Source organism: Mobilisporobacter senegalensis, from assembly GCF_003752155.1.
Classification (GTDB): Bacteria; Bacillota; Clostridia; order Lachnospirales; family Lachnospiraceae; genus Mobilisporobacter; species Mobilisporobacter senegalensis.
Window position 1 is genome coordinate 1 of the sequence record NZ_RJVG01000008.1, and the last position, 25,690, is coordinate 25,690.

The 25,690-nt window shown below is 31.8% G+C and carries 24 protein-coding genes, 3 tRNA genes, 1 pseudogene and 1 other annotated feature; of the genes and pseudogenes, 25 read left to right on the forward strand and 3 right to left on the reverse strand.

Going from position 1 to position 25,690, the window contains the following annotated elements:
• Positions 1-200: 200 nt before the first annotated feature.
• The 17 genes from EDD66_RS12850 (at position 201) to EDD66_RS12930 (ending at position 14,090) form a co-directional block, all read left to right on the forward strand.
• Positions 201-273: transfer RNA gene (locus tag EDD66_RS12850), tRNA-Val, on the forward strand.
• Positions 274-338: 65 nt separating this feature from the next.
• Positions 339-412 (forward strand) — tRNA-Met (locus EDD66_RS12855).
• A 124-nt stretch (positions 413-536) separates the two neighbouring features.
• On the forward strand, positions 537-1,082 hold the full coding sequence (ispF, locus tag EDD66_RS12860; RefSeq protein ID WP_123610003.1) for a 2-C-methyl-D-erythritol 2,4-cyclodiphosphate synthase: 546 nt from the start codon (positions 537-539) through the stop codon (positions 1,080-1,082).
• 83 nt (positions 1,083-1,165) lie between these two features.
• The gene (locus EDD66_RS12865) at positions 1,166-2,497 is read left to right on the forward strand and encodes a GNAT family N-acetyltransferase (RefSeq protein WP_123610004.1); all 1,332 of its coding nucleotides are present in this window, start codon (positions 1,166-1,168) and stop codon (positions 2,495-2,497) included.
• A gap of 142 nt (positions 2,498-2,639) precedes the next feature.
• Positions 2,640-2,878 (forward strand) — a binding site (T-box leader).
• 113 nt (positions 2,879-2,991) lie between these two features.
• Positions 2,992-3,654 (forward strand): serine O-acetyltransferase EpsC, encoded by a 663-nt coding sequence (gene epsC / locus EDD66_RS12870; protein ID WP_123610005.1) that lies wholly within the window; start codon positions 2,992-2,994, stop codon positions 3,652-3,654.
• A gap of 10 nt (positions 3,655-3,664) precedes the next feature.
• The gene (cysS, locus tag EDD66_RS12875; protein WP_123610006.1) at positions 3,665-5,062 is read left to right on the forward strand and encodes a cysteine--tRNA ligase; all 1,398 of its coding nucleotides are present in this window, start codon (positions 3,665-3,667) and stop codon (positions 5,060-5,062) included.
• Positions 5,047-5,481, forward strand: coding sequence for a Mini-ribonuclease 3 (locus EDD66_RS12880; RefSeq protein ID WP_123610007.1), 435 nt, complete (start codon positions 5,047-5,049; stop codon positions 5,479-5,481). Before cysS ends, EDD66_RS12880 begins: the two co-directional genes overlap by 16 nt.
• Positions 5,482-5,499: 18 nt before the next feature.
• Positions 5,500-6,240, forward strand: a complete 741-nt coding sequence (rlmB, locus tag EDD66_RS12885) for a 23S rRNA (guanosine(2251)-2'-O)-methyltransferase RlmB (RefSeq protein WP_123610008.1) — start codon at positions 5,500-5,502, stop codon at positions 6,238-6,240.
• A 1-nt stretch (position 6,241) separates the two neighbouring features.
• The gene (locus EDD66_RS12890; protein ID WP_123610009.1) at positions 6,242-6,763 is read left to right on the forward strand and encodes an NYN domain-containing protein; all 522 of its coding nucleotides are present in this window, start codon (positions 6,242-6,244) and stop codon (positions 6,761-6,763) included.
• Between the two features lie 14 nt (positions 6,764-6,777).
• Positions 6,778-7,410, forward strand: coding sequence for an RNA polymerase sporulation sigma factor SigH (sigH, locus tag EDD66_RS12895; protein ID WP_123610010.1), 633 nt, complete (start codon positions 6,778-6,780; stop codon positions 7,408-7,410).
• A gap of 13 nt (positions 7,411-7,423) precedes the next feature.
• Positions 7,424-7,496: transfer RNA gene (locus EDD66_RS12900), tRNA-Thr, on the forward strand.
• Positions 7,497-7,661: 165 nt separating this feature from the next.
• On the forward strand, positions 7,662-7,829 hold the full coding sequence (locus tag EDD66_RS19025) for a sigma factor-like helix-turn-helix DNA-binding protein (RefSeq protein WP_408632112.1): 168 nt from the start codon (positions 7,662-7,664) through the stop codon (positions 7,827-7,829).
• Positions 7,830-7,979: 150 nt separating this feature from the next.
• The gene (locus EDD66_RS12910; protein WP_123610012.1) at positions 7,980-8,228 is read left to right on the forward strand and encodes a hypothetical protein; all 249 of its coding nucleotides are present in this window, start codon (positions 7,980-7,982) and stop codon (positions 8,226-8,228) included.
• Between the two features lie 951 nt (positions 8,229-9,179).
• A complete protein-coding gene (locus tag EDD66_RS12915; protein WP_123610013.1) occupies positions 9,180-10,193 on the forward strand; it encodes a hypothetical protein in 1,014 nt (337 codons plus the stop codon).
• 20 nt (positions 10,194-10,213) lie between these two features.
• Positions 10,214-11,704, forward strand: coding sequence for a hypothetical protein (locus EDD66_RS12920; RefSeq protein WP_123610014.1), 1,491 nt, complete (start codon positions 10,214-10,216; stop codon positions 11,702-11,704).
• A gap of 98 nt (positions 11,705-11,802) precedes the next feature.
• The gene (locus EDD66_RS12925) at positions 11,803-12,435 is read left to right on the forward strand and encodes a hypothetical protein (protein WP_123610015.1); all 633 of its coding nucleotides are present in this window, start codon (positions 11,803-11,805) and stop codon (positions 12,433-12,435) included.
• Positions 12,436-13,700: 1,265 nt separating this feature from the next.
• On the forward strand, positions 13,701-14,090 hold the full coding sequence (locus EDD66_RS12930; protein WP_123610016.1) for a flagellar protein: 390 nt from the start codon (positions 13,701-13,703) through the stop codon (positions 14,088-14,090).
• 135 nt (positions 14,091-14,225) lie between these two features.
• Here EDD66_RS12930 and EDD66_RS12935 read toward each other — a convergent pair whose 3' ends face one another.
• Positions 14,226-15,416 (reverse strand): sialidase, encoded by a 1,191-nt coding sequence (locus EDD66_RS12935; RefSeq protein ID WP_243115356.1) that lies wholly within the window; start codon positions 15,414-15,416, stop codon positions 14,226-14,228.
• A 164-nt stretch (positions 15,417-15,580) separates the two neighbouring features.
• On the opposite strand from EDD66_RS12935, the pseudogene EDD66_RS18950 reads away from it, so the two are divergent.
• Both EDD66_RS18950 and manA read left to right on the forward strand, forming a co-directional pair.
• Positions 15,581-16,918, forward strand: a pseudogene (locus tag EDD66_RS18950) (GH1 family beta-glucosidase); the annotation flags it as partial.
• A 24-nt stretch (positions 16,919-16,942) separates the two neighbouring features.
• Entirely contained in the window at positions 16,943-17,890 is a 948-nt protein-coding gene (gene manA, locus EDD66_RS18955) for a mannose-6-phosphate isomerase, class I (protein ID WP_334295115.1), read from the forward strand.
• Positions 17,891-17,983: 93 nt separating this feature from the next.
• Here the strand turns inward: manA and EDD66_RS12945 are convergent, their stop codons facing one another.
• On the reverse strand, positions 17,984-18,580 hold the full coding sequence (locus tag EDD66_RS12945) for a DJ-1/PfpI family protein (RefSeq protein ID WP_123610018.1): 597 nt from the start codon (positions 18,578-18,580) through the stop codon (positions 17,984-17,986).
• Between the two features lie 527 nt (positions 18,581-19,107).
• Between EDD66_RS12945 and EDD66_RS12950 the strand changes: the two genes are divergently transcribed.
• The 4 genes from EDD66_RS12950 to EDD66_RS12965 all read left to right on the forward strand — a co-directional run bounded on the left by EDD66_RS12950 (position 19,108) and on the right by EDD66_RS12965 (position 23,199).
• Complete coding sequence (locus tag EDD66_RS12950; protein ID WP_123610019.1) at positions 19,108-19,824, forward strand: cell wall hydrolase; 717 nt, start codon at positions 19,108-19,110, stop codon at positions 19,822-19,824.
• Positions 19,825-19,981: 157 nt separating this feature from the next.
• Positions 19,982-21,658 (forward strand): glutamine--tRNA ligase/YqeY domain fusion protein, encoded by a 1,677-nt coding sequence (locus tag EDD66_RS12955; protein WP_123610020.1) that lies wholly within the window; start codon positions 19,982-19,984, stop codon positions 21,656-21,658.
• Between the two features lie 12 nt (positions 21,659-21,670).
• Positions 21,671-22,516 (forward strand): DUF2225 domain-containing protein, encoded by an 846-nt coding sequence (locus tag EDD66_RS12960; RefSeq protein WP_123610021.1) that lies wholly within the window; start codon positions 21,671-21,673, stop codon positions 22,514-22,516.
• Between the two features lie 41 nt (positions 22,517-22,557).
• A complete protein-coding gene (locus tag EDD66_RS12965) occupies positions 22,558-23,199 on the forward strand; it encodes a hypothetical protein (protein WP_243115357.1) in 642 nt (213 codons plus the stop codon).
• Between the two features lie 84 nt (positions 23,200-23,283).
• Here the strand turns inward: EDD66_RS12965 and EDD66_RS12970 are convergent, their stop codons facing one another.
• On the reverse strand, positions 23,284-24,003 hold the full coding sequence (locus tag EDD66_RS12970; protein WP_123610022.1) for a DUF6062 family protein: 720 nt from the start codon (positions 24,001-24,003) through the stop codon (positions 23,284-23,286).
• Positions 24,004-24,208: 205 nt separating this feature from the next.
• Here EDD66_RS12970 and EDD66_RS12975 point away from each other — a divergent pair, with 205 nt between their 5' ends.
• Together EDD66_RS12975 and EDD66_RS12980 are read left to right on the forward strand one after the other, a co-directional pair.
• Positions 24,209-25,090: a DNA-3-methyladenine glycosylase family protein gene (locus EDD66_RS12975; RefSeq protein ID WP_123610023.1), complete on the forward strand. Its 882-nt coding sequence runs from the start codon at positions 24,209-24,211 to the stop codon at positions 25,088-25,090.
• Between the two features lie 279 nt (positions 25,091-25,369).
• A complete protein-coding gene (locus tag EDD66_RS12980; RefSeq protein WP_123610024.1) occupies positions 25,370-25,654 on the forward strand; it encodes a co-chaperone GroES in 285 nt (94 codons plus the stop codon).
• The last annotated feature ends 36 nt before the right edge of the window (positions 25,655-25,690 follow it).

Genomic DNA, 25,690 nt, shown 5'->3' on the forward strand with positions numbered 1-25,690 from the left:
TCTTTCTTATAGTGAGGATTTATCATACCATATAAATATATAAATGGGACATAATTAAAAATGGTATATAAGGACTTTATCAAAAATCAATCAGAGTCAATAAAATTAAAAATAATTTATACTTGACAAATCCCGTATTTCTAAATATACTATCATAGTACTTACTGATTTAAATAGATAAATAATTTAATGTTAACCATGGGATCTTAGCTCAGCTGGGAGAGCATCTGCCTTACAAGCAGAGGGTCACAGGTTCGAGCCCTGTAGGTCCCATTTTTTATGGACTTTTTTAAGCAATAAGTATGAGAAGTTATAAATTGTCCATAATAATATTATATGGCGGAATAGCTCAGTTGGCTAGAGCACACGGTTCATACCCGTGGTGTCATGGGTTCAAATCCCTTTTCCGCTACTTCAGGATGCACATACATGAACGGACTTTCTAGTATCATGATGTGCATTTTTTGATATATAAAGAATTAATTACAGTTAACATATACTATAAAATGAGAGCAGTCATAGAAAGGAGAAATTTTATGAGAGTTGGAATGGGATATGATGTCCATAAATTAGTAAAAGATAGAGATTTAATCCTTGGTGGGATTAAAATACCATATGAAAGAGGATTATTAGGACATTCAGATGCAGATGTTTTAGTTCATGCGATCATGGATGCATTACTGGGAGGTGCAGCTTTGGGAGATATCGGTAAGCATTTCCCGGATTCAGATCCAAAGTATAAAGGAGCATCCAGCATTGAACTATTAAAAGAAGTAAAAAACCTTCTTGCAAAGGAAATGTTCTTTATTGAAAATATAGATGCAACAGTCATTGCTCAAAATCCGAAACTTGCACCGTACATACCAGAGATGGTGAAAAATATTGCAAAGACTTTACGGATTAAAGAAAATCAAATAAATATTAAGGCAACAACAGAAGAAGGGCTGGGCTTTACGGGAACTGGAGAGGGAATTTCAGCACAGGCGATTTGTATGCTCAATTCTGTGGGTAATTATATTTATGATGATATAATGACTGTAGAAAAGAATTGTTCTTCCTGCAGTGGATGCTGTAAACGTTAGTATACCATTTTGAGATGTATTCTTTAAAAGAGTGGATAAATTAAAATGATTTTTATCTGATATTACTGGTTTGGAGGAAAACTATGGAGGAAAAGAAATCAAAGGTTATGAGTTATGAAAAAGTTTATACTGAAAAACAACAAAAAGACTCATATGATTTATGGAAACTTTGTTTTGGCGATACCAGAGAATATATGGATAATTATTTTGCCTGGAGATTAAAAGAAAATCAGATACTATCATTGTATAGTGATGAAGCTATGACTTCTATGATTCATTTAAATCCTTATCCTCTTATACTGTCAGGAAAAGAGATACAAACAAATTATATTGTTGGCGTAGCTACAAGACCGGAATATCGTAAACAAGGGCTTATGAGAAAACTTCTGACAAAGGCTCTTGAGGATATGTATGAGGAAGGTCATGAATTTACCTGGCTGATGCCGGCAAGTGACAAAATCTATCTTCCATTTGATTTCCGATATATTTATGAACAACAAAGAAGAAAAATAACCATAAATAAAGATAATGCATCTGTTTGGTCAGAGGAAAAAGAAAGTGATGTTCAGGCGGCAGCTATTCGTGGACTGGGGAATAAGGAATATCAGGATAAAATAGACCAGTCTGATATTTATATAAAGGTTTTGGACAGCAGCAATTCAAAAGAGATAACGCGTCTGATTAGTTTCGTAAATAAAGTATTAGATAAGACACAGGAAATCTTTGCAAAGCGGGATGAACATTACTATAAAAGACTTCAGGCAGACATGGAGAGTGCCGGCGGCAATGTATTGATTGTTTATAATGACAAAAGAATCATTGGCTGCGTTTCCTATATGTTAGAAGGAAATTATGCTGAGATAACAGAGTCGGTCATTAGAAAGAAATATACCAGACAAATAGTAGAAACAGTTGTGAAGGCAATTGCTGCAAAGTGGACTGATAAGAAAGACTCAATCAAAAATGATAAAAATACAGATGAAGTGAAAGATAATTTAGAGATTACATTTCTTGAAAGTGAGTTTATGGATGAGTCAGTTCTTGATGATTTTCATTTTAATGGAGAAACAAAACCTATTATAATGGCCCGTATTGTAAATGTTCCAAAATTTATGAAGGGCATAACTGCAAAAGAACCATTATCCATTATAATTAAGATTGAGGATCCCATATTAGATGGAAACCATAATATATGGGAGTTTAATTTTCAGAATAAAATTGGTGAAAGTTATTTTTGTGAAATAAGTTCGACAGATAAAATACCTGAAATAGTCCTTGATATTGGTAATTTTACTGAAATCTTTATGGGGCATAAGAAGATAACGGAGTTAGAGCAGAATTTATCTAATGATGTATTAGAAAAATTAAAAAATATAAAATTCTTTCATAAAATATTTCTAAATGAAATAGTATAGTTTATAATGAATTTATAAAGGATTGTGATACAAATTCCAGTGAAGATGCAGGCAGATTTGTGATTGCAAGATTAATATCTTGAAGTGATATTGACAAATAACACATTAATGCATAGAATATATTAGAAAATAAGAACATATATAAATAGCAATGAATAGAAGAGTAATTCTTTGGAAGATATCAGAGAGAGAATGTCGCCGTCTGAAAGCATTCTTTATGGGAAGAAGAATGAAGTGCATCTAGGAGCTGATTTTGTGAAGAAAGAGTAGCAAAATCCGGTTGCAGCCGTTATCTGTATGAAAGAAAGTATTCATACCTAAGGAAGAATGGGATGGAAGAATACTAAGTAGAGTGGAACCACGGTTAACTTCGTCTCTAATATTGAGACGGAGTTTTTTTACATATTATGAAACTATATTCCATACCACAAAAATATTTTGGGATAGATGGGACTTTACTGTCTGGAATTCTTATAATAATGGAGGTTGAAATCATGGGTATAATAAGATATATTAAGGAAGAGATGCAGATTATAAAAGACAGGGATGCAGCAATTAAAACACCCCTGGAGGTATTTTTATATCCAAGTTTTAAAGCAATTATAAGACATAGAATTGCACATAAATTATATAAGAACGGACATTACTTTTTAGCAAGATGGTATTCACAAAGGACTGTCAGAAAAACAGGAATTGAGATACATCCTGGTGCGACGATTGGAAAAGGTTTATTCATAGATCACGGACATGGAGTTGTAATTGGTGAAACAGCGATTGTTGGTGATAATGTAACTCTTTATCAAGGAGTTACACTTGGCGGTACCGGGAAAGAACAAGGGAAAAGACATCCCACGATAGAGAACAATGTTATGATCAGTGCAGGTGCAAAAGTATTAGGTTCATTTACTGTTGGTGAGAATTCAAAAATTGGTGCGGGATCTGTTGTATTATCTGAAGTTCCCCCAAACTCAACAGTTGTTGGTGTACCAGGCAGAGTGGTGAAAAGAGATAATGTTCGCATACCTACTGAAGATTTGGATCAAATTCATTTTCCAGATCCAGTTCTTAATGATTTATCCAGATTACAGTCAGATAATGAAATGCTGAAAAAACAATTAAAAGAAGCATGCGAAAGATTAAAAAAACTTGAAAAATAGGAGGAGTCCAATGAAATTATATAATACACTGACTAAGAAGAAAGAAGAATTTGTACCGATAGAAGAGGGCAAAGTGCGTATGTATGTATGTGGTCCAACGGTATACAATTACATTCATATTGGTAACGCCAGACCTATGATTGTTTTTGATACCGTTAGACGTTATTTTGAATATAAAGGTTATGACGTAAATTATGTATCTAATTTTACAGATGTGGATGATAAGATAATTAAGAAAGCCAATGAAGAGGGAGTGGAAGCCTCTGAGATTTCTGAACGTTTTATTAAAGAAGCAAAGAAAGATATGGAAGATCTCAATGTGAAACCAGCAACAACTCACCCAAAGGCAACAGAAGAAATTGATGGAATGATTGAGATGATTCAGGCGCTGATTGATAGAGGACATGCATATGCAAAGAATGGATCGGTTTACTTCCGTACAAGAAGTTTTGATGGTTATGGTAAATTGTCAAAGAAGAATATAGATGATCTGGAAGCAGGTATTCGTATTGCTGTAAATGATGAAAAAGAAGATTCCATGGACTTTGTTTTATGGAAACCAAAGAAACAGGGAGAACCTGCATGGAAGTCCCCATGGGGAGAAGGGCGTCCTGGGTGGCATATTGAATGTTCTGTTATGAGCAAAAAATATCTTGGAGATCAAATTGATATTCATGCCGGTGGAGAAGATTTAATTTTTCCTCATCATGAAAATGAAATTGCTCAAAGCGAAGCAGCCAATGGAAAAGATTTCACAAAATATTGGTTACACAATGGCTTTTTAAATATTGATAATAAGAAGATGTCAAAATCAGAGGGGAATTTCTTTACCGTCAGAGAGATTGGTGAGAAATATTCTCTTCAGGTATTGCGTTTCTTTATGCTTAGTGCACATTATAGAAGCCCGGTTAATTTTAGCAGGGATTTGATGGAAGCTTCTAAAAATGGATTAGACAGAATCTTAACTGCAGTAGATAATCTTAAGTTTATATCAGGAAGTGCTGCAAACAAAACAATCACTAAGGAAGAACAGGAATTTCTTGATATTATAAAAGGATTGAATGGTAAATTTGATGCTGCAATGGAAGATGATTTTAATACAGCAGATGCAATTTCAGCAATTTTTGAAATTGTAAAAGCAGCGAATACCAATCTTACTTCAGAGAATTCTTTAAGTGTGATTGAAACAACTTTAGAATTAATCAGTAAATTATGTAATGTACTGGGTATCATTACAGAAAAACAAGAAGAATTACTTGATGATGATATAGAGAAATTAATAGAAGATAGACAGAATGCCAGAAAGAATAAAGACTTTGCAAAAGCAGATGAAATCCGCAATCTTTTATTAGAAAAAGGTATTGTTTTAGAAGATACCAGAGAAGGGGTAAAATGGAAGAGAGCGTAAATAGTTTTATTGGTTTAATAAATGAACAATTTAAATTACCATTTACAGATATTAAAACATATTCCCCTTTAACATTGGCCTATATTGGGGATAGTATCTATGATCTGGTGATTCGGACTATGATAGTAAAGCGTGGCAATGCTCCAGTGAATAAGCTTCACAAATCCGCGAGCAGTATGGTAAAGGCATCGGCACAAATGGAATTATTTCATCGTATTGAACCAGAATTAACCGAGGAAGAACTTTCGATTTATAAGAGAGGTAGAAATGCCAAATCATATACTTCTGCAAAAAATGCAAGTATATCAGATTATCGATCGGCTACTGGGTTTGAAGCTCTGATGGGATATTTATATTTAACAGACCAGTTACCAAGGCTATTAGAGCTTATTAGCATGGGGCTGAACAAAAAAGAGTAAACAGAGTAGGAGAATAAAATGAGATACGAAGAATTTACAATAGAGGGAAGAAACCCAGTCCTTGAGGCATTTCGTGCAGGGAAAACAATTGATCGTGTATTTATTCTGGATGGATGCCAGGATGGACCAATAAAATCCATTCTAAGGGAAGCAAAAAAGGGAGATACTATTATCTCTTTCGTCAAAAAAGAAAGGCTTGACCAAATTTCTGAAACTGGGAAGCACCAGGGTGTAATTGCCTATGCAGCAGCATATGAATATGCACAGGTGGAGGATATTTTAAATTTAGCAAAAGAGAAGAATGAACCTCCATTTATTATTATATTGGATAGCATTGAGGACCCCCATAATCTTGGAGCAATGATCCGGACAGCGAATCAGGCTGGTGCTCACGGTATCATCATTCCTAAGAGAAGAGCAGTTGGATTAACAGCAACTGTTGCGAAGGTATCTGCCGGGGCAATTAACTATACTCCTGTTGCAAAAGTAACGAACCTTACATCTACCATTGAAGAATTGAAAGAACATGGACTCTGGTTTGTATGTGCAGATATGGATGGAGAAGTAATGTACAAACTTGACCTGAAAGGTCCCATTGGTTTAGTTGTGGGAAGTGAAGGAGAAGGTGTATCCAGGTTAGTGAAGGAAAAATGTGATTTTATTGCAAAGATTCCTATGGCAGGTGATATTGATTCACTAAATGCATCAGTAGCCATGGGTATTTTATCTTACGAGATTGTTAGACAAAGGATGAATTAATTTGGCGAAGGAATATCTGCTTGTAGATGGCTATAATATAATATTTGCCTGGGAGGATCTTCGGGATTTAGCAGATGACAATCTTGAAGCAGCCAGGGTAAAACTTGCTGATATACTGTGTAATTATCAGGGATTTAAGAAGAATGAGGTTATCCTTGTATTTGATGGGCATAAATTCAGAGGTAATCCAGGCAGCATCTATCATTATAATAATATTGATATTGTATATACAAAAGAAGCTATCTCAGCAGATCAATTCATAGAGACAGTTGTACAGCAGATGGGAAGAAGCTATAATATAAGGGTGGCTACTTCAGATGCACTTGAGCAAGTGATTATCCTTGGAAAAGGAGCAACCAGAGTTACTGCAAGAGAATTAAAAGCTGAAATCAGGGCAGTTGAGAAAAGCATTGAAGAAACATATAAAAAGAAAGTAAGCAACAAAAGAAATAGTCTGATTGATAATTTATCAGATGAGATGGCAGAGCTACTAGAGAAGATGCGGCTAGATGATTCAAAGTAACGGGGGTGAATGATATGATATATTCTGAAGAATTTCATGATATGTCAGATTCTGATATTTTCGAAAGAATGCATAAGGGAGATAAACAGGCAGTTGATTATCTCATGGAGAAGTATAAATATCTTGTCCGTCAAAAAGCCAGAACTTTGTTCCTTATGGGTGGAGATAAAGATGACCTGATTCAGGAAGGTATGATAGGACTTTATAAAGCAATTCGTGATTATAAAGAGGATAAGGATAATTCCTTTCGAAACTTTGCCGATTTATGCGTATCCAGACAAATGTATAATGCGATTAAAGCCTCCAACCGTAAAAAGAATATTCCATTAAACAATTATATATCCTTTTATACCCCTATTCATGGAGACAATCGTGAATATGAAGACAAGTTTTCCATGGTTGACTTAATCATTCAGGATAATGAATTAAATCCAGAGGAAATGCTTATTGACAAAGAGAATACCAGTATGATACAATATGAACTTGGTAAGCGCCTTAGTAGTTTTGAGCAGCAGGTTTTGCAAATGTATCTTGGTGGATTAAGTTATACTCAGATAGCCGAGGAACTTGAAAAAGAACCCAAATCAATTGATAATGCCCTTCAAAGAATCAAGGCGAAATTAAATCAGATATTAAGAGAAAGATAAATTTCTCTAATATGCTGCCGTGGCACAGTAGGTAGCGCGCAACATTGGTAGTGTTGAGGTCACGGGTTCGATTCCCGTCGGTAGCTTAATAAAATAGTGAGTAAAATTAAGGGTTTGATAGATTTTGCGAATAGGAAAAGCACTCGTAGTTGAGTGTTTTTTTTGATGTTCGGTGACTATTTGGTGACTGCTTAAAAACTGGACTATGGAAGATTGTAGAACGTGAAACTAATTATATAGAGAATAAATTAATAAATGCTAGGTTTAAAAAATCATTGTCATTTAATACTACAGGACAAGAATTAGGGATCACCAAAGAAGCAGTTAGACAATGGGAGAGTAAAGCATTAAGAAAGCTGAGACGATCAAGAGTAACGAGAGAGATACAAGAAAAGTTTGAAATTATAGTTTTATGGTAATAATTAATGGATTTCCACTATAAATTATTCTCTTAAGAAAATAATTTTGACTTTGCATGAAATGCTTTTTAGTATTATTTAATACAAGCTTATTGAAACATAAAAATTAATGGTATATAATGGATACAAGAAAATTTAAGGGGGATACAAATGGGACTATTTAGAGAAACACCAGAGAAAGATCGTGAAAAGATACAGGACTACATTAATGAATATCAATTAAACGAATTAAATGAAAATGATTTAGAACTTTTAAAGAAAAGTATTTTAAAAGTAGAGTCATACTTGGTTCCTTCAGCAGACATATACGTATCGCTCATGGTTACTCAAAACTGGACAATAATGAAACAACTTGAAAGATTAAATAAGAATATTGAAGAATTGAAAAATAAATTGTAATGATGAAGGCGCTCTTATAATGAGTGCCTTTTTAGTATTGCATGAATAAAAAAGAAGCACATATGCAAATACTAGAACTATCCTTGAAAGAAAGGAGGGCTCTAGTATGCATGAAATAATTATTTTCCTGTATATCGTAGAATCATTGATTGTATCTACAGAAAGAGTTATAGATTTAATCAATCGATATTACAGAAAGCCATAATCAAGGACTAAAACTACTTGTCCGATAATGTTACCTACAATAATATTATTGGACTAATAGTTTTATATTATTCATATTAAGTTATAGTTTTATATAACGTTTATTAAATTGTATTTTAAGAGCATCGGGGTATTTATACTATAAGGCATAAAATGGAATAAGTTTCATATTGAATATTGAATTTATAAATGATAAAATATTCTCAATTCAATACGGAGGTGAATTAGCATGGCTAAATTAAGGAAATGCATTCGCAGATTTATTTCTTTATGTAAGATATTTAAATTTTTCTTGCATTAGGATAAATTCTCTAATGTAAAACCGGGAAGATAAACTTCCTGGCCATGCTAATATGCAATAAATAACACAAATAATAAAATATAAATATAATTGTTACTAAATAAAGTTAAGTCTACGACCTATGTTGTAGGCTTTTTATATACCTAAAACAACACGAATAGAGGTGAGGCTTGGCAAGGAGCACCTGATAAAAGATATAATCAAGCATACGAATTATTTAAAAAGGGTATGAAGTTAGTTGAGATTGCAAGTCAACTAAATTTTCCAGAAGGTACAGTCTGTAGAAGTGAAGGGAATAAAAGTTCTAATAAACCTATTGACAAAAAGAACAAATGTTCGTATAATCATTATATGACATAAATTAACATAATTTTCCCTTTTGGTATTGATTAACATTATTTATGGATGTATAATGTGGTAAAATAATAATATTAGGGGGAAGTTAAATGGATTTTGAGCCACTTTTTACAACTTTACATGCAATTAATACAAAGGATGATAATGTCGAACGCAGAGATATTAGTGATAACGATGTAGTAGATGATTATATCAAAACATTAACACTAGAAATTAAAAATAGTAACAGATACAAACGCTATAAAACATCTAGTAATAATACTGAAGTAGTCACGACAATTATGAAGGCTTTGTTAAACGAACATTTAGATCAAGAAGAGATGGATATCATAGCTAATAGACTTCTAAAAAAGGAACAGGATGCTCAAAGAAAAATAAAGGCATTACCAAGAAATATAAGAGAAGGAAGCTTAATTCAATGTCTTTTTAAATCAAATGATGATTATTATTGCCTTATCTCAAAAGTTGAACTTGGTTCATTTTTAGATTTTGTAGATTTATTAAAAAAAGAAGGTTTGCCCTATACAAGTAAAGCATTGAAGAATTGTTTATTTAAATTTAATGAGAACAAAGAGATTGAAGATATATGGGTTTCTGATACTTCATCATCAAATGCGGCTTATTGGTATAAAGATTTCTTAGAATTAGAAGAATGTACAACTAATGAAATATCAACTAAGAATTCATTTGATTTAATAGAAAAAAGTTTATCTACAATAAAAAAATCTGCTCCAAAGGATTATTATAATTTTAGAAATCAATTAATATCATATTATAAAACACAGCCTATATTTGATTATGATAATATGATAGATTATGTTTTTGGAACATATACTCCAGAAGTTCTAGATGAAACAAATATAAATAATATTAAAAATAGAATCCAAAAAACATTTCTTAATAAAAAAATTGATACGCAATTTGATATTATAAGGGATCAAATTAAAGCAAAATCAATTTTAAGGGTAAATGAATTTGTTGAAATAAATATTAATAACAGTAGTGCTGACTTTAAAAGTAAAATACAAGCTTTTGAAGAGGAAAATAAGATGTATTTAAAGATTGAAACAGATAATGAAGAGGTGTATAATGCCTTTAAATAGCTAATCATGAGGGGGTAAATATGTTTGAAATAAAAGATTTTTTAGATAAGATGTTTTTAAATTATAAAATAAAAAATCAAAGTGAAAGTATTTACTCATATAAAATAGCTATAGAAGCAACAGATGTTATTTTATCAGCATATGCAGATCTGGATTATTTATTAAGTGAGTTACCATACAGGGATCATATTTGTTTTTCAATGCATATTAATAATGCAGAACCGGAAACAATTACATCTTATGATCTTGACAGGTCAGATTTTATTAATAAATTTATAGATCTAATAACATACCATAAAGATATACTTTTTGAAGAGGGAGATATATATAATTGTAATATAACAATAAACAAAAGTGAATCTTCAGATGCTATATCAATATATTATTTAAAACTTTTTATAAATTATCTAGATAGTTTATCAATTGATGATTTAAATAACTTGATCTCATCACTAGAAAATAATAATACCGTTATCAACTTTAATCTTATAAACGATAATATTAATTTTTATACTCAAAAATTCAATTTTTATTTTGATGTAAAGAATAGAAGATGTTGCAGGATTAGTAAATTTGATGAAATCTTAAGTAATAGTAGAGAAATTGTAAATTTTGTTGGATATAATAATTTTAAATTAATTCCAGATTATTTTTATTTAGTAAAAAGATCTAATAGAGATGATTATAATAAATGGTTTGATAAATTATCGATTATTATTTCCTTTTGTTACTTGACTAATTTAATAGAGTATAATAAATATGAACATAAAATAGATTATAAATTAAATGGTTATAAAACCATTTTTGGCAGCATTGATTTAAAAAAACATTATAAAATTGAACACTTAGCAGTAAATCAATATTTCAAAATATATAATTGGGTTTATAGCGATTCACATATAACTGACAAAATTGGTTTAGCCAGAAATATATTATCTATACATATTAACAATTATAATATATTTTGTTTAAAGGATGACTTATTTACTTCTATAAATGCTTGCTATGATATTTATCTTAAAGAAAACTTCGATAAGTATATCGAAGTAAAAAACAATGTAGTTACTTTATTAAATGATATGTCACAAAAGACAGCAGAAACAGCTGAATCATTTTCAAATAAAATTCGAAATAACTTTATTGCATACATAACTTTTTTTGCATCTACTATTATTATGAACACAATATCAACCGGAAAAATTGAAAATATATTTACAAAGGATATTGCAACTATATCAAATGCATTCATTGTAATTTCGTTTATTTATTTTATATTATCTTTATATGAATATATATCTTTGTATAAAAGATTTAAAAAGAACTATGACAGACAAAAAAATTATTATAATGATATTTTAAGCATAGCTGAATTAACCAAGATTTTTAATGAAGATAAGCCACATATTGAGGATTGTACTTATCTTAAACATATTGGAAGATTGTATAGCATTTTATGGTTAGCATCACTAATCATTTTATTTGTCGTTATACGCATATTGACTATAAAATAGTTCTTTGTAATTTAGAAGCATCCTTCAGGGTGCTTTTTTAAACTTGGTGTTGAATTTTTATGGAATATTTTGTATGATTATATTTATGGAGGGAGATTATGCAAAGTAAAGATACGTATGAATTAATTGGTGTTATATCAGGGATTGTTGCAATTATTGCAACATATTTTAACAATGGGTATAAGAAAAATGAAAAAATGGCAGAAGATTATTTTGAGTTATTATTGGTTCCATATGTTTGTGATTATAAAAATAATAATACATTAAACGCTGTTAAATATATAAAAAAAAATTATACACAAAAATGCTATTTTATACCTAAATATATTTTCTACTTAGTTAAATATAATAAAAAAGTTGAATTACATAAGATATTAATGGTAGATTATATATGGAGCTATCCCACAGGTAATAATATTATGAGCAATATATTGGATAAAATGTATAGAATTGTGTCGTTCATACAAAGTTTTGCATGCATATTTGGAGGATTATTTATAGTTTTTAAGGTTTTGATAATTATAGAGACTTTAATTAGTGGCACGGTAAATGACTTTACTCTGCCGGACTTGCTTCTTGGTTTTATATTAATCATCTTGTTTTTTACATTGATAAAACATTCATTTCAAAGTATTGAAGATAATTATTCATTAAGTAAAAAACAAATTGAAAAAAATGTAAAGAAAAAATTAAAAAAATATGATAAGGATTATAATAAATATTATGTTTAAAAATTGAATAAAGAAAAATATATTTATTATGGTGACTATTATTATAAAAAGTCACTAAAAAATATAAAATAGTAAAATAGAACATCTTTTAACAATTGAATAAATTAGGAGGAGCTATCATAACAATAATTCTTAGTGATTGTTTTCTTAATAACTTACCTTTTATTTTATTAAATACAGGTATAGTGCTTATTTTTTTAAACAAGCAAAGAAAGCAATAAAGGGAAAAGTAGCATGATTTGCAACACGTATCCTTGCAGTAAGTAGTGAATTTATAATTACAAAGGAAAAGTGTCTCCTATAAGTAATAAATAAATAAAACAATGAGATAAAATATTGTAATAAAAATATCTAAAGAATAAAAACATTATATATACTGAAAGATTAAATGTTATAATATGCAGATTTATAAACTATGTAAAATAATAATAATTAAAGCCTTCAACATTGATTTAAGGCTTATAGACGTTAAAAGCATATTTTAATTAAACAACAAATAAAACAACAGATCATTCTCAAAATATCAGACCGTATAACGTAGTTGTTCTATTAAAATTCTATGGACACAAGACTACCAGTGCTGAGTGCTATTAATATTTTTATAACCTAATCGTATTTAATATTGTAATCTTGTGAATAATAAAGAAAACACTATTGGTAGGTGAAGATTAAGGTGGAAGATTTATTAAAAGAGATTTTGCAGAGTGCAATTGATATAATTGAAGGCACCATAATAATGGTTGTATCAGCAATAGTTTTACCCCTTTTAAAAAAAATCTAAACAATAAAATATAAACATTACGGAACCATTAACAATGGTTCTTTTTTTATGAAAGAAGGCGAAACCAATGGATAAAGGAGGATATAAATATTGGTTAACTCCTAATGGCTTAATGAGGCTTAAATCATATGCAAAATTCACATATTAACTTTATAAAAGGATTGAATCAAGAATGGGACTAAAGAATAGTATTAAAGTCACATAAAAAATACTTGCAGCAGAATCATTTTTGAATTCTACAATAGTCCTAAAAGCCTTCTGAAAGCTCTAATTTGTCAAATAATACAAATAAAATTAATAATAAAAGTTAGTAAAATAAGCATTTACAAAACAGAACAAATTCTGATATTGAAGGAGAATATATAGATTTATTTTAGTGAAAAAAGACTCTTCTAATTAAATAATTTTTTTGCTATAATATGTTTATCTATACTTATATTGGTAGATGCATTATTTCTAAAATCATACACAAGGGAGATGCTGGATGGAAGTACAAGTTTGTAAAAATTGCAGAAGACTTTTTAATTATGTACATGGACCGAAGTTATGTCCGGAGTGTATTAAATCAACTTCAAAAGATGAAATAACAAAAGAGAATAGTGAAAAAGTTTCAAGAATAAAACCTGTATTTACAGAGGATGAAGAAAAATATGAACAGGTAAAAGATTATATTATGCATTATCCAAAAGCAACGATAGTGCAGATTTCCGAAGAAAATGGAATCTCTCCAATGAAACTTCTTGATTGGATTCGGGAAGACAGACTGGAGTTTTCAGAAGATTCAAAAGATGCCTGGTTTGAATGCGTAAGTTGCGGTGCAAAAATCAAAAGCGGAAGATACTGTAATAGCTGTAAGATAAAACAACATGGTTAATATATAAGGGGCAGATACAGGATATGAAGAACTAAAATCATATCCTGTATCTGCCCCTGCAATATTTGCATCAGCAGGGAACGAGCGTGATAATCCCTAAGTATGGTGTTTTTACATTTAAAAGGAGATTAGAAGTTACGGTCTCCAAATGTGCCATAGATGATTGTTCTGGCCTCTTGCAAAAACGTCCAGTCGATCTCCACCCCAGGATATAGCAGCAGGTTCAGAAGTGATTATACCGTCAAGATCTTCCCAAGAAGTCCATCTGGATCCGGTCCAGGATCGAAAGATCAGCTCATTATCATCGTCTCTTGCGAATATTTCAAGACGATTTCTTCCGGTTGAGGCAGCAGCAGGACCAGAAGTGATGGTACCGCCACCAACGTCGCTCCAAGGGCTCCAGCGAACTCCATCCCAGTATTTTTGCCACAAACTTTGATTGCGTCCTCTTGCAAATATATCTATTCTATCTGGTCCCCAGGAAACTGCGGCAGGTGGAGAAGTTAATACGCCGCCTAAATCTTCCCAGTCGCTCCATTCAGAACCATCCCACCATTTATGCCAAAGGGATTGATTTTGCCCGATACCAAATACATCTAATCGATTGTTTTGCCATGAAGCAACTGCGGGTGCATATGTTAAAACACCGCCTAAATCCTCCCAATTGCTCCATCTGGAACCATCCCACCATTTGTGCCATAAAGCTTGATTTTCCCCTACACCGAATACATCAATACGATTAGGTCCCCAGGATACAGCCGTAGGAGATGTTATAAGAATGCCCCCAAGGTCTTCCCAATCACTCCATCTAGAACCATCCCACCATATGTGCCAGAGAGCACGGTTTTGACCTCTTGCAAAAACATCGAGCCGATTCTCTTCCCAGGAAGAAACAGCGGGAGCCGATGTTAAGATACCCCCAAGGTCTTCCCAATTACTCCATCCTGTTTCAAGCTCATCATCATCATAATCATTTCTGATATTTCTTAGTGTGAAACTAATGATGTCCCTGAATATTTGATTGATCCGGTTATTTGGTATTCTGAAATTTCTTAAAAGACTGAAGAATACCCCATTATCTTCCCATAAATCATTAAGTAGATCCTGAGTCTTTTCATCGATAGATCCTGTATAGTTTCTTTCATTCCTTAATACATAAGATACTATACCTGAAAATATACTGTATGCAACTACTCGTCTGACTCCGCTTCTTTGCAATTCATCAAAATAATCTCTAAATTCCTGGTTGATCATATCCATAATCCGATTTGTATCTTGTGGTCTCCGACGCAGTTCACTAATTTCAATAAAATTATCTTCTATCACCTTATCTACCTTCTTAAATATAAATCACTACATTATATGCGATGGTTACATTATTGTTATGGGCAAAAGATCACCACTTGTATTTTCTGTAAAATAAAGATATTATTAAACTGGAATATGCACAATCAGGTACTAAAGTGATTTTATATCGATTGGAGGAAAGTATGAGTTTTAGCAAAGAATTTATATGGGGAGTTGCTACTTCGTCCTATCAGATAGAGGGAGGCTCTTATGAAGATGGGAAAGGTTTAAATATCTGGGATGTCTTCTGTCGGGAGGAAGGTAAGATATTTGATGACCATACCGGAGATATTGCCTGTGATCATTATCATAGATATAAAGAAGACATTAAAGCCATGAAAGAAATGGGAGTGAAAGGTTACCGTTTTTCACTTAATTGGGCAAGAATATTACCAAATGGTACTGGTTATAAGAATCAAAAAGGGATTGATTTTTATAATAATATAATTAATGAATTAATTAAAAATGATATTATTCCCTATATAACACTTTATCATTGGGAATTACCGTATGAATTACATAAAAAAGGTGGATGGTTAAACGAAGAAATTATTGACTGGTTTGCTGAATATGCAGCTGTTGTTGCAGAAGAATTTTCTGACCGGGTAAAATATTTTATTACGTTAAATGAGCCACAATGTTTTGTTGGCCTTGGATATTTACAGGGCAATCATGCTCCGGGACTTAAAATTCAGATAAAAGATACCTTTCAGATCATACATAACGCATTAAGAGCTCATGGAAAAGCAGTAATTGCCTTAAGAGAACATGCCAAAAAAGATATTGAAATAGGATATGCACCTACAGGACCTATGTTTTATCCTGCTACAGATCGTGAAGAAGATATTAATGCTGCGAGGGAGCAATTATTTTCATTACCTGATGATATGTCAAATTGGACATGGAATGTTTCCTGGTTTAGTGATCCGGTTTTTCTTGGGAATTACCCCGAAGAAGGACTTAAGAAATATAAAAAATATCTTCCGGATATAACAAAGGAAGATATGAAATTAATTTCACAACCATTGGATTTCATGGGAGAAAACATATATAATGGAGCAATGGTATATTCTGGACTGAATAAAGAGATTAAATTTGTAAATCGATATATTGGTTTTCCGAAGACATCAACTGGCTGGCCGGTTACCCCTGAGTGTATCTACTGGGGAGCAAAATTTTTAGTGGAAAGATATAAGCTACCCCTTTATATCACTGAAAATGGAATGGCTTGTCATGATGTGAAATCTGTGGATGGTCGTGTTCATGATCCTAATCGCATTGATTTTTTACATAGATATTTATATGGAGTGAAAAAAGCAATTGAAGATGGTATTAATATTGCCGGGTATTTTGAATGGTCCTTTATGGATAACTTTGAATGGAATGAAGGATATGATAAACGCTTTGGATTGATTTATGTAGACTATACCACCCTGGAAAGGACCTGGAAGGATTCTGCGTACTGGTATCAAAAAGTAATAAAAGAGAATGGAGAAAATATTATTATGAATAAAGAAAAAGAAATATTATTTTTAAATCCAATATTTGTAGAGATGATATGGGGTGGAGACCGCCTTGCCTTGGAATATAATTATGACATTCCAAGTGACAAAACAGGGGAATGCTGGGCAGTCAGTGCTCATAAAAATGGTGATTGCAGTATTGCAAATGGCACTTTTAAAGGAGAAAGACTAAGCAGCTTATGGACAAATCACAGAGAATTATTTGGAAATATTGAGGGTGACAGATTTCCTTTATTGGTAAAAATTATTGATGCCAAAGATGATTTAAGTATTCAAGTCCATCCAGATGATAGTTATGCCAAAAAGAATGAGAATGGATCCCTTGGCAAGACAGAATGCTGGTATATCCTGGATTGTAATGAGGACGCCAATCTGATTATTGGTCATAATGCAAAAGATAAGGAAGAATTAAAGCAGATGATCGATAAAAAAGAGTGGAATAAACTTATTAGAAAGGTGCCAATCAAGAAAGGGGATTTCTTTCAGATTGAACCAGGTACTGTTCATGCAATTACAGCAGGGACTCTGATTCTTGAAACACAACAAAACAGTGATATCACATACCGTTTATATGATTATGACCGTTTAAGCAATGGAGTACCCAGAGAACTTCATATTGAGAAAAGCATTGATGTAATCAGGGCCCCATTCGTAGAAAAAGACCTTCAAAGAAAAATTACAAAAGAAATGTACTATACGAAAGAAGAATTAGTAACCTGTGAGTATTATTTTGTAGATAAAGTAGATATTGCAGGTATTCAGATTTTTAGAAACACCAGTCCTTTTTTAATTATGAGTGTATTGGAAGGAGAAGGAATGATCAATCATACTCCAATTAAAAAAGGTGACCATTTCATTCTGCCAAATGGATTTGGTGACTATACATTAGAAGGTAATATATCGATTATTAGTTCTGGCGTAAGTAAATAATAAGATTGAATAATAGGATAAAATAGGTAATCAATAGTGATTAACCTATAGACAGTTGGGAAACTCTAAAATTATTTTACAAATTTAAAAAACTTAATAGTTTCCCAATTGTCCAAATAAATCGGCAGTACAATCTGAATTCCAGATATATTCTATATGAGTGGCTATTTCTTCTGCATATTGTCTATTGAAACGATCTTTAATAAATCCCAATGTCATATCCATCCCGGCGGAGACACCGGACGAAGTATAAAACTTGCCATCCGCAACCCATCTGGCTCTTCTGATCCAATTAACATGTGAATTAATTGATCTTACCCATTCAAAGGCCTTTTTATTAGAAGTTGCTTTTTTACAGTCAAGAAGACCTGTTTTAGCTAACAGGGCGGAGCCCGTACATATTGACAGACAATAACGGGCTTGTTCTGCATACTCTTTTAAAAGATTAATAAAAGACAAATCATTTATTAATACTCTTGTACCTTTCCCTCCAGGTACAACTAAAATTCCATCCCTGGATGCAGATGTGATATTTTTAGTCAATATGGTTGCATTTTGAGCGCTGACAATCTCTCCACCATTTTGAGAATAATAGTGCAGATCATATTCTTTCACACTTCCAAGAATTTCAACAGGTCCAAAAACATCTAAAGTTTCAAAATTATCAAATAATAATATATTTACATCCATAGCAGCCTCCTATCAATTATATTAATATCATATAAATATATGGTCCTATTACTCTCATAACGAATTATTCTGTACTCTAACACTATATCTAAAATCTGTCAAATATCAGGTGTCATAATCTAAATATAAATCATCCAGAGAAATTATTATTTATTATTATCTGGCCTTTTCCATACAAACCCAATGTAATATAAATTACACAAGAATTAAGTTTCACTTTATATGATATATGAATGAAATAATTTATTAATAAATTACAATATGCATTCTGCACAAAAATAAAATGAAAAAAAAGACTGTAACTAGTGAATAACACGTAAAATTTAGCATATTATGATAATGAGGAGATAGCCAAGATATAAATAAAGATTAAAAAGACTTGATTTTTTGGATTATTATGTTATACTTATTAAGTAATTGTTAACAAAATGTTACTGATTTTATGAAAAATATCTAATTTGTAATATTTCATTAAAAGAACTACCAAAGATAACCAATAGAACTAAGGTTATATAAGGAGATTAATTATGAAAACAAAGAAACTTTTAATTGGTTTTCTGGCAGGAGTATTGCTTTTGGGTTCAGCTGATATAAGAGCGCTGGCTGCAGAAACCACAGAAACAGAAACCGTAGTTGACAGTACTATTACAACTACAACGGAAACAGCATTAGAAGCGACTGATACAGAAACAACAGATACGAATACAGAAGTAACTTTGACAGAAGAAGAAAAGATTGCAGCAGAGAAAGAAGCAGCAGAAAAAGCAGCGGAAGAGAAGAAGGCAGAAGAAGAAGCCAAGGCAAAAGCTGCGGCAGAGAAAAAAACAGCTGCAAAGAAAGCAGCACTTAAGAAGAAACAAACTGCAGAATATAATAAACAAGTGAAGTATTTAGCGGCTTTAATATATACAGAAGCGGGAAATCAACCATACAAAGGTAAAGTTGCAGTAGCGAATGTAGTACTTAACAGAGTAGGTTCTAAGAAGATAACAGCTGAGAAAATCCGTGATGTTATTTATGCACCGAATCAATTCTCTGTAGTACGTAATGGTTCATTTGAACGTGCTTTAAACAACTATAATGATTTTGATTCAGCACAGGAAAAGGACTGTATTAAGGCAGCCAAAGCAGCACTGGAAGGCAAAAATTATGTTGGTGGTCGCGAGTACTTTACCAGATATACAAGATCTTTAGCGAGTAGTTATCCATCAGGTGTTAAGATTGGGGATCACTATTTTTGGTAATAATAGATATGATTTTAGGGCTTATCTCTTGGGATAAGCCCTTTTGATATTTAAGGCTTTTATATTAGAAAAATATGTGGTATTATAATATCATATGTACAGGAATAACAGGCGTATTCTGTCTAGAATTTGTGACTTAAGGAGGAAACATATAGATATGGATAATGTTTCAAGCGAAAAAGAAATAGTTTCAAAAAATTTTATAGAACAAATTATCGAAAAAGATATAGAAGAAGGTCATTGTAGTAGTATTATGACAAGATTTCCACCAGAACCAAACGGATATCTTCATATTGGACATGCTAAATCTATATTATTAAATTATGGATTATCAAAAAAATATGGTGGAAAGTTTAATTTAAGATTTGATGATACAAATCCTACCAAAGAAAAAACTGAATTTGTTGAATCTATTATTGAAGATGTAAAATGGATTGGTGGAGATTTTGAAGATAGATTATTTTTCGCTTCAAATTACTTTGATCAAATGTATGAAGCAGCCGTTAAGTTAATTAAAAAAGGAAAAGCTTTTGTATGTGATTTGACTGCTGATGAAATAAAAGAATACCGTGGTACCTTAAAAGAGCCTGGAAAGAATAGTCCTTACAGGGATAGAACTGTTGAAGAGAATCTTGCATTGTTTGAGGCTATGAAGAGTGGTGAATTTGAAGACGGTTCCAAAGTTCTTCGGGCAAAAATTGATATGAGCTCACCAAATATAAATATGAGAGATCCAATTATTTACCGTATTGCAAGAATGACACATCATAACACAGGGGATAAGTGGTGTATTTATCCAATGTATGATTTTGCTCATCCAATTGAGGATGCAATTGAAGGGATTACTCATTCTATCTGTACTCTTGAATTTGAAGATCACAGGCCATTGTATGATTGGGTCGTGAATGAATTAGAATATCCGAATCCACCAAAGCAGATTGAATTTGCCAAGTTATATTTAACAAATGTAATCACTGGTAAAAGATATATTAAAAAGTTAGTAGAAGATGGCATTGTAGATGGATGGGATGACCCAAGGCTTGTATCTATCAGTGCTCTGAGAAGAAGAGGCTTTACACCGGAATCCATTCGCATGTTTATGGAATTGTGCGGTGTATCCAAAAGTAATAGTTCAGTAGATTATGCGATGCTTGAATATTGTATTCGTGAAGATTTGAAATTGAAGAAGCCAAGAATGATGGCAATCTTAGATCCGATCAAATTGGTTATCACCAATTATCCTGAAGATCAAGTAGAATATCTTGAAGTTCCAAATAATCAGGAGAATGAAGAAATGGGAGTCAGAAAGGTTCCTTTTAGTCGTGAACTATATATAGAGAGAGAAGACTTTATGATAGAACCACCTAAGAAATACTTTAGATTATTTCCAGGAAACGAAGTCCGTTTAATGCATGCATATTTTGTGAAGTGTGAAGAGTATATTACGGATGAGACAGGAAAAGTAGTTGAGATTCACTGCACTTATGATCCGGAAACAAAGAGCGGATCCGGATTTACAGGGCGCAAAGTAAAAGGTACCATTCACTGGGTAAGCGCGCCACATGCAAAAAATGCAGAAGTTAGATTATATGAGAATATCGTTGATGAAGAAAAAGGTGTTTATAATGAGGATGGCAGTCTTAATTTAAATCCAAATTCACTCACCATTTTAAAAGAATGTTATGTTGAACCAAGCTTTGATGGAAGTAAGGCACATGATAGTTACCAGTTTTTAAGAAGCGGATATTTTTGTATAGATTCTAAAGATTCAAATGAGGAGCATCTGGTATTTAATAGAATTGTTTCATTAAAGAGTTCTTACAAACCAGTTTAAGGAGGAAGCAAGATGGGAAACATATTTTCTGGATTGGAAGATTTTGGTCTGGGTAAATTATCTAATATGGATATTTATAGTGTTGAAGAAAGTGCAGAAAAGAAAACGAGTAGTACACAAAAAGAAAAGCCAAAGTTTAATGAAGCAGATTTCATATTTGAAAAGACATTTAATTGTCCGGTATGTGAAGAAGAATTTAAATCTAAAACAGTTAAAACTGGTAAAGTTAAATTATTATCAGCAGATACAGATTTAAGACCCAAATATCATCTTCTTGATTCATTAAAGTATGATGCTATTGTCTGCCCAAAATGTGGATATAGTGCCTTAAATCGTTTCTTTAATTATATGACTGCCGCTCAGGCAAAATTGATTAAAGCGCAGATATCAACAAATTTCAAAGGGTTAACTGAAGAAGGTGATATCTTATCTTATGATGATGCAATTGCAAGACATAAACTTGCATTAGTTAATACTATTGTGAAAAAAGGTAAAATAAGCGAGAGAGCATACACTTGTCTTAAATTAGCCTGGTTACTTCGTGGTAAATCAGAATCATTACCAGCGGATACACCGAATTACGATGAAGTAAAGAAAGCTTTAGCAAAAGAAGAATTAGAATTTACTAATAAGGCATATGAAGGATTTATGTCTGCTTTTGAGAAGGAACTTTTCCCAATGTGTGGAATGGATGAAATTACTACAACTTATTTGGTAGCCGATTTGGCAAGGCGCTGTGGTAAATTAGACGAATCCAGCAGATGGATATCAAGAGTTTTAATTTCAAAAGATGCTAATGAGAGAATAAAATCAAAGGCAAGAGATATTAAAGAATTAATTCAAAATGCGAAAAAATAGAATTAAGGGAAAAAAAGGGATTTATAGGAGAGAGTATAAGGATGGCTTCAAAAAGTAGGAAAAACCATTACTTTAAGAATAGAGCGAATAGCAAAGAAAAAGAACAATTACCTGAGGACCGGGAAATCTATATTATGCTATCGCAAACCAGGACATATTTTGCAAGATTGATTAAACTCTATACAAAAGAACCATATGCCCATGCATCTATTGCATTTGATGAAGACTTAGAAGAAATGTATAGTTTCGCAAGGCTAAGACCTAAAAATCCGTTTATTACTGGATTTGTAGAAGAAGATATTAATTCAGGTGTGTTTGGAGCATGTACAGAGACTACTTGCTGCGTGTATAGCCTTAAGGTAACACAGGAACAGTATGACAGATTAAAATCTGAAGTTGAAGTCTTTAAACGTAATCGTGATAAATATTCTTATAATTTTCTTGGAATTGTTGGCGTTATGATTCATAAACCAATCAATTCAAAGAATCGATATTTCTGCTCTCAATTTGTTGCACATATATTGGAGAAGAGTGGGATTAAATTATTTAATAAGAGCAGTGCTTTGGTCAGACCTTTTGATATAAGAATTTGTCCAAAACTCAAGAAAATCTATCAAGGAAAACTTGTGGATTATAGAGACTATCGGAACTTAATATTGAATAATCAAGGGGTATTATCTTAATACCAAATGAACATAAATAGAGTTATTATTCCACTCACATAATCTGAGAGTGGAATAATAACTCTATTTTTATCTATCTTAAATTTATAAATTAATACTATTTGTTTTTAACATTGTTCTGGGAATTGCATCTTTTGCTTCTTTCCAGGGTTCGTCCCCATATCGATAATCGAATTTGTTAATGAACCATTCTAAATCTTCATTCACTCTTTTCATATTATTCATATAAAGGGAATTAAGTTCTGCTATAAAATCATCCAGGTATTTTCCATGAAAATAGTTTGGTGCGTTTTTATAAAGTAAGCTATAATGGTCGATACAAAATCCTTTAGTATCACGAAACTTTTTGGAGAAGTTTGGATCTGTTTTATATAAATGATAGATAGTTTTTATATAATGATTGAAGGTATCATTTATCTTATCACAGATAAAACAGGACGTTTTTAATTTATCCACATAGTCAGCGATCTCATTATTAGCTGCCTTCTTTTTAAATATAGAGGATGAAGATATTTTAGGCTGGGACTTCATTAAATGTTCAATATCTCTATTGATTTTATTCAAATGAGTATTTAATATTAGTGCCAATCCTAATCGATTCTGATTATTGTATAGCATCTTAAGATGTTCCGGACAAAATCCTTTTTCATCTGTGACAGCTCTCACATCTTCTTCCATATAACTTGGTCCCAAGGTATATGCAATTGCCTCCTCTTCAAGTGTTTCCCTCATGGAACAAAGGGGGCATTCTGTATCTTTATCAAAGGCATCATTTACAGGGATAGTATATAATTGTTCTTTCATCTTCCAATTTCCTCTCGAATATCTCATTTGTAAAATACACTAGAACTATTATATCATTGCTTTTGGAGTAAATCAAAAGGTATCATTTTATTTGATAGATGGTTTTGTGATGCCATCAAACCGCTAACATGAAATAACACTTTCTAATTGGGGAGAGGTCATATATAATAGAAAATGTAAATTGGAATCACATTAGGAGAGAGTTATGAAGATAATTGAGAAAAATGGAAATATTATTGTTCAGGGTTTGAGAGATTTTAATATTGGTCAGACTTTAGAATGCGGCCAATGTTTTCGATTTGATAAAATATGTGAAGATGATTATATTCTTGTGGCCAAAGGGAGAATACTGCATATTGAGCAAAAAGAAGATGATATTATCTTTTATGATACTGGTTTAGAAGACTTTAATTTAATCTGGAAAGAATATTTTGATTTGAACAGAGATTATGGATTGATCAAGAAAAGTCTGCTAAAGAAAGATAAGGTATTACAAGAAGCAATTCATAGTAAATCGGGGGTTCATATTCTGAATCAGGATTTTTTTGAGATGCTTATTACATTTATTATTTCACAGAACAAGCAGATACCTCATATTAAACAAATCGTAGAATTAATATCTAATCGGTACGGTGAAAAAATAGGCGAGATGTGTGGAAAGGAATATTATAGTTTCCCTACGGTAGAACGCTTAAGCAAAGTAAGTGAAGAAGAATTCCGCGACTGTAAAGCGGGATTTCGTGCACCTTATCTTGTAAATGCCTGCCGGTCCGTCTTGGAAGGCAGAGTTACAAGGGATAAGCTAATGAATCAAAGTACAGAAAAAGTATTGGAAATTTTAACGTCGATCAAAGGAGTAGGAGAAAAGATAGCAAACTGTGTTATGCTTTTTGGACTTTCAAGAAGTGAGTCATTTCCTGTTGATGTATGGATAAAAAGAGTCATGGAAAATCTTTATTTTCACGAAGAAACAAAGAAAGATATTATTAAAGAATTTGCAAAGGAACACTTTGGAGAATATGCAGGCTTTGCCCAGCAATATCTATTTTATTATGCCAGGGATAATAAGATGAAAAATGTGTCATAATTAACAAGGTTGATGTATATATTACCGTAACGTTTGCATTTTATAATAGTTGGAATCTTAGGATGATTACAACAACTCAGAGAAAAAGAGAGAAAACAAGAGAAAACAAGAGTAAATTATATATTTAATTTGAAATCACTTCAAATTAGAGGAATTTAAAATTTGCATATTAAAGGCAAATTCACTAATATATATTCTATCAGTTAGCACTCAATTCATATGAGTGCTAATAACTTCATAAAATATAAAGAGAAATAAAATTATAAGGAGGATTACAACATGAAATTAGTACCATTAGGTGATAGGGTAGTATTAAAACAATTAGAAGCAGAAGAAACAACAAAATCAGGTATCGTATTACCAGGTCAAGCGAAAGAAAAACCACAACAAGCTGAAGTTATCGCAGTTGGACCAGGTGGCATAGTGGATGGAAAAGAAGTAACTATGCAGGTTAAAGTTGGAGACAAGGTAATCTATTCAAAATATGCTGGAACAGAGGTTAAATTAGGTGAAGATGAATTTATCGTTGTTAAACAAAGCGATATTGTTGCAATAGTAGAATAGTTTAATTTTGAAAGAAAATAAAAATAGTATAAAAAG